The 3,190-nt window shown below is 76.7% G+C and carries 2 protein-coding genes; both read right to left on the bottom strand.

Going from position 1 to position 3,190, the window contains the following annotated elements; translation table 11 throughout:
- The coding region (locus P1P75_RS40730) for an SWIM zinc finger family protein (protein ID WP_319264868.1) at positions 1–1,895 on the bottom strand (1,895 nt) is incomplete at its 3' end.
- Positions 1,895–3,190, bottom strand: a 1,296-nt coding sequence (locus tag P1P75_RS40725) for a DEAD/DEAH box helicase (RefSeq protein WP_319264866.1), incomplete at its 5' end; no start/stop codon positions are given. The genes P1P75_RS40730 and P1P75_RS40725, both read right to left, overlap by 1 nt.

Raw genomic sequence — 3,190 nt, 5'->3', positions numbered from 1 at the left:
CGCCAGGGGCGGAAGGCGGGGAGGTCGGCGGCGCGCAGCAGGGGCCGGGCGCGGTCGAAGCGGCCCGCGGGCGGGTCCCAGAGGTCCTCCAGGACGGCGAGTCCGTCCTGGCCGCCCTGCCGCCAGGCGGCGACCGCGCGGGCCAGTTCGGCCGGGGTGCGGCCGGCCGCGGAGGCGAGGGAGGCGTACAGGGCACGGCTGGTGGCGGTCAGCCCGGAGCCGGGGCGGGCGGCGGCGAGGCGTACGGCGTCGTGCCAGAGGGTCAGTGCGCCGATCTCGTCGTGGCCGGTGGTGAGCAGCGCGTGGGCGCGGACGGCCGCGTCGGAGGCGAGCTGGTCGAGGGCGAAGGAGTCGGGTCCGTTCGGCACGGACGGGTAGGCGGGCGGCTGCTCGGGGTGGAGCGGGGCGGGCAGCGGCGCGGGCAGCGGCGGGAGCCGGCGTGCGGCGAGGGCGTCGGTGGCGCGGATGCCGGGGACGGGGTCCGGTTCCTGCTCCTGGGCGGCGCGGGCGGCCCGTGCGGCGTTACGGCGGGACAGCGAGTCGAGCAGCTCCCGTTCGCCCCGGCCGCGCAGCAGGAGCAGGACGAAGGGGTCGGCGTCGAGGAGCCGCGCGCTCTGGTAGCAGAGGGCGGCGACATGCTTGCAGGGGTGTCCGTGGTCGGGGCAGCTGCACTGGGGGGCGAGGTCGCCGGGGCCGGGCAGCAGCGGCACGCCGCAGTCGGCGAGGGACTGCGGCATCTCCTTGTCGAGCAGCGCGGCGATGTGCCCCGGCCGCTCGGCCGCGGCGTCCAGGAACCGCTCCCAGTCGTCCTCGCCGAGGGTGCGCAGTCGCACCTGGACGCGGTACGGCCGGGCCCGGCTGCCCCGCACGTACGCCAGGACGAGACCGGGGGTGACGGTGATGGCGTCCACATGCCCCTGCTCGGCGTAACCCCGCCCGCGCGCGAGCCGCTTGGCGTCCAGGGCGCCCTCCTCCAGCGCCGTGACCCAGGCGTTGCCCCACCAGGTCTCGGCGAAGGCGGCGCCCGCGTCGGCGGGCCGGGGCGGGAAGGCGGGGTAGGTGTGGCGGTGATCGCCGTCGCGGGTGGGAGCGGCCATGGAGCGGGCGGCGGCGTGGACGGGCGCGACGGGCGCGGGCGCGGCCGGTGCCACGGGAGCGGGGACGGGCTGGGCCGGTGCCACGGGATCGGCCGGTTCCGCCGGTTCCGCCGGTTCGGCCGGTTCCGCCGGTTCAGCCGGTTCGGCCGGTTCCGCCGGTTCAGCCGGTTCAGCCGGTTCAGCCGGTTCAGCCGGTTCAGCCGGTTCGGCCGGTTCGGCCGGTTCGGTGGTGTCGGTCTCCGGTGGCATCCGGAAGGCGTCCGCGAGGAAGGTCCGTACGTCCCGCGCGCGGGCGTCGGCGACGCGGGCGCCCGGACGGCCGGCGGCCCCGGTGGCGAGGGGGCGCGCACCCGCGCGGGAGGTCCGGCGCGCGCTTCTGGCGTCGCCGGGCTCCCCGGCTTCGGGCGGGGCCTGACGCGCCTGTGCGCGGGCCGCGCGCAGGGCCTCACGGGCCGCGTCCCCGGGCCGCACACCGGACGCACGCCGAGGCTCGCCCGCCACCGCGGGCGCCTCGCCCGTCGGGGGTACGTCCGCTGCCGCGGGTACGTCGGCCGCCGGGGCCTCCTCAGGGGCCCGGGGCGCCTCCGCCGTACGCCGCAGGGCTGCGCGGGCGGCGTCACCCGGCCGGGAGGAGGGGCCGTCGGAGTCCGGGGTGGCCTCCTGAGGCGGGTCCGGGGGCGGCGCCGGGGCTTCCTCGGGTATGTGTGCCGGTGTCGGCTCCTGCGGTCGCTCGCGGGCGGCCCGCAGGGCGCGGCGGACCGCTTCGGCCGGGCTGATGTCCTGCTCGTCCTCCGTCATCACGCCTCCCTGCGCAGCCTGACCAGGTCGGACAGTTCACGGTCCGTCAGTTCGGTGAGGGCGGACTCGCCCGAGCCGAGGATCGCGTCGGCGAGGGCGCGCTTGACCTGGAGCATCTCGGCGATGCGGTCCTCGATGGTGCCCTCGGTGATGAGGCGGTGGACCTGGACGGGCTGGGTCTGGCCGATGCGGTAGGCGCGGTCGGTGGCCTGCTCCTCCACGGCCGGGTTCCACCAGCGGTCGAAGTGGACGACGTGGCCCGCGCGGGTGAGGTTCAGGCCGGTGCCGGCCGCCTTGAGCGACAGCACGAGGACGGGGGTGGCGCCGTCCTGGAAGCGGTCCACCATGCGCTCGCGTTCGGGCACCGGCGTGCCGCCGTGGAGGAGGTCCACCGGGATCGCCCGGCCGGCCAGGTGAGCGGTGATCAGCCGGGCCATGCCGACGTACTGGGTGAAGACGAGGGCCGAGCCGTCCTCTGCCAGCAGGGTGTCCAGCAGCTCGTCCAGCAGGGCGAGTTTGCCGGAGCGGGCGGCGAGGGCGTCGCCCGTGGCCGGGGTCTCCTCCTTGAGGTACAGCGCCGGGTGGTCGCAGATCTGCTTGAGCGCGCCGAGCAGCTTGAGCACCAGCCCGCGGCGCGCGATGCCGTTCGCCGTCTCGATGACGTGCAGCGACTCACGCACCACCGCCTCGTACAGGGCTGCCTGTTCGCGGGTGAGCGGGACGGGACGGTCGGTCTCGGTCTTGGGCGGCAGTTCGGGGACGATGCCGGGGTCGGACTTCTTGCGGCGCAGCAGGAAGGGGCGGACCAGGCGGGCGAGGCGCTGGACGGCCTCCTCGTCCTCGCCGTTCTCCACGGCCCGCGCGTGGCGGGCGCGGAAGGCCTTCAGGGGGCCGAGCAGGCCGGGGGTCGTCCAGTCGAGGAGGGCCCACAGTTCGGAGAGGTTGTTCTCCACGGGGGTGCCGGTGAGCGCCACGCGCGCGGGGGCGGGGATGGTGCGCAGGGCTTTGGCGGTGGCCGAGAAGGGGTTCTTGACGTGCTGGGCCTCGTCGGCGACGACCATGCCCCAGGGCTGCCCGGCCAGGGTGGTGGCGGCCGAGCGCATGGTGCCGTAGGTGGTGAGGACGAAGCCGCCGGTGAGGTCGTCGAGGCTGCGGTCGGCGCCGTGGAAACGGCGGACGGGGACGCCGGGGGCGAAGCGGTTGATCTCCCGCTGCCAGTTGCCGAGGAGAGAGGCGGGGCAGACCACCAGGGTGGGGTCGGGGCGGGCCCGGCTCAGGGGGAGGGCGAGGAGGGT

The organism is Streptomyces sp. ID05-39B, assembly GCF_033794725.1.
Taxonomy (GTDB): Bacteria; Actinomycetota; Actinomycetes; order Streptomycetales; family Streptomycetaceae; genus Streptomyces; species Streptomyces bobili.
The sequence above is the reverse complement of the archived record's forward strand: the minus strand, read 5'-3'. Positions and strand labels throughout refer to the sequence as shown.